Origin of the sequence: Pseudactinotalea sp. (assembly GCF_048594945.1) — a bacterium.
In the GTDB taxonomy this organism is placed as follows: domain Bacteria; phylum Actinomycetota; class Actinomycetes; order Actinomycetales; family Beutenbergiaceae; genus Pseudactinotalea.
In genome coordinates, this window is sequence record NZ_JBMDXJ010000325.1 from 1 (window position 1) to 1,939 (window position 1,939).

Annotated in this window: 2 protein-coding genes and 1 pseudogene; all 3 read right to left on the minus strand. The window is 72.9% G+C overall.

The genetic code is table 11. From position 1 onward, the window contains the following. Positions 1-205: 205 nt before the first annotated feature. Positions 206-928, minus strand: a complete 723-nt coding sequence (locus ACOJSN_RS14575; RefSeq protein WP_420113219.1) for a hypothetical protein — start codon at positions 926-928, stop codon at positions 206-208. Positions 929-1,003: 75 nt separating this feature from the next. Continuing rightward, positions 1,004-1,669, minus strand: a complete 666-nt coding sequence (locus tag ACOJSN_RS14580) for a response regulator (RefSeq protein ID WP_420113220.1) — start codon at positions 1,667-1,669, stop codon at positions 1,004-1,006. Further along, a pseudogene (locus ACOJSN_RS14585) lies at positions 1,666-1,939 on the minus strand (sensor histidine kinase); the annotation flags it as partial. The gene ACOJSN_RS14580 and the pseudogene ACOJSN_RS14585, both read right to left, overlap by 4 nt.

Here is a 1,939-nt window from a genome sequence, read left to right on the forward strand (position 1 = left end):
AGACGCCCGCAGCCAGCAGCATGGCGGCCACGACCGAGGCAGGGACGACCGCCAGCCCCACCGGGACGCGCCTGCCACCAAGAGCCGGGAGCCAGGTCCAGAACCGCTCGCCCCACGGCCGCACGAGCCCGATAGTCAGCACGCTGCCCACGATCGCACCGATCGCCAGGAAGAGCCCGCTGGTCGCGTCGCCGCCGGAGTCGGCTTAGGCGTCAGCGTCGAACCCGATCTGCCACCCGAGCACCCAGGCGATGCGCGTGAACGCGTACAGCAACGGGATCGCCACCGCTGCTGCCACCGCGGTGGGCCCCCCCCGGGCCGCCGAGGCCGGCTGCTGCCAGCGGGGCCGCGGGGCATCGCCGCGGAGCGCGTCGGCGACGCGGATGCTGGTGACCACGGACACCACCGCGGTCGCGATCACCGTCAGCTGCGCGATCATCGGCAGCCACGGCAACGTGGACCAGGATGCACGCATCTCGGCGGAGAACAACGACCCGACCCCCACCGAGGGGAGGTAGCCGAGGAAGGCGAGCGGGTTCGCGTCGCAGGCGGCGGCGAGCGCCACGGCCGCGAGCAGCGGCGCCGCGACCACGAGCGCCAGACGCGGCGATGTCAGTCCGGGCCGCGCATCGCCGCGTCCTACGGCCCGCGCCAGCGCACCTTGCAGCAGCAGCCCGACCGCGATCAGCAGCCCCGCGACGCCGAGCATCACAGCCACCTGGTGGTGCGGGAGCGTGTGGGTCAGCGAGAGTGCCGGGTGCGTCACGGTGGAGGTGGCGCCGTGACCGGTGAGGCCGGCGACGAGCGCCGCGAGGCCACCGACGCCCGAGAGCGCGGCGCCACCGGCGCTCCAGCGGGCCGCCAGGTGGGCGCGCCGTTCGGCGGAACGATCAGCTCGCGGAGGCGGGAGGAGCGATGTGGTGTTCATGGCTCCAGCCTTCGCTGTCGAGGTTCTCGGCGGATCCCGCACCCGAGCCATCCGGCTCACCCGGTCGGGGGAGCGTCAGAGTCCCGAGACCGCGTCGCTGAAGCCGGACTCGTAGGCGAAGATCGCGGCCTGCATGCGATCGCGCGCGCCGAGCTTGCCGAGCGTGTTCGTCACGTGCGTCTTGACCGTCTCCACCCCGAGCCAGAGCTCGGCGGCGATCTCGGCGTTCGATCGACCGGCGGCGAGCAGCCGCAGGACCTCGCGCTCACGTTCCGTCAGCCGCTCCAGCAGGGCGCGGTGGTGAGGCTGCTCAGGGCGAGAGTCGCCGACCAGGCGACGCACCGCCGTCGGGAACAGCACGGCGTCACCCCGCGCGACCACGCGCACGGCCTCCCGGATCTGCTCTGGCTCGGCACGCTTGAGCAAGAAGCCAGCGGCACCGGCGTGCAGTGCGTCGAGCACGTAGTCGTCGGCGGAGAACGTGGTGACCACCAGCACCCGGGTGGCGGGGTGCCGTTCGAGGATCCGTTGCGTGGCGGCGATCCCGTCGAGCCCCGGCATGCGCACGTCCATGAGCACGACGTCCGGCTCGTGCTCACGCACGGCGGCCACCCCGGCCACACCGTCGTCAGCCTCGGAGACCACCTCGACACCGGGTTCGGTCTGCAGGATCGCGCGCAGCCCGCTGCGTACGAGCGGCTCGTCGTCCACCAGCACCACGCGGATCGTCGGCTCCGTCATCGGTCCACCCCCGGGATCGTCAGTCGTGTGTGCCAGCGGTCGCCGTCACGCCCCGTCTCGAGCGAGGCCCCGATCAGCGTGGCGCGTTCGCGCATCCCGATCAATCCTCGCCCGCCGCTGTCGCGGCCGGTCCTGTGCCCGACGGCGTTGCTCACCTCGATCGTCAGGGTTCCGTCGGTGCGTGCCCAGTCGAGGTCGACGGCGCCTGTGCCGTGCCGTTGCGCGTTGACCACGGCCTCGGCGACCACCTGGTAGGCCTCGCGTGAGACC

What these genes read in the sequence shown, in the direction of transcription:
- ACOJSN_RS14575 (WP_420113219.1), bottom strand. Translation starts at nt 928, where the DNA reads ATGAACACCACATCGCTCCTCCCGCCTCCGCGAGCTGATCGTTCCGCC.
- ACOJSN_RS14580 (WP_420113220.1), bottom strand. Translation starts at nt 1,669, where the DNA reads ATGACGGAGCCGACGATCCGCGTGGTGCTGGTGGACGACGAGCCGCTC.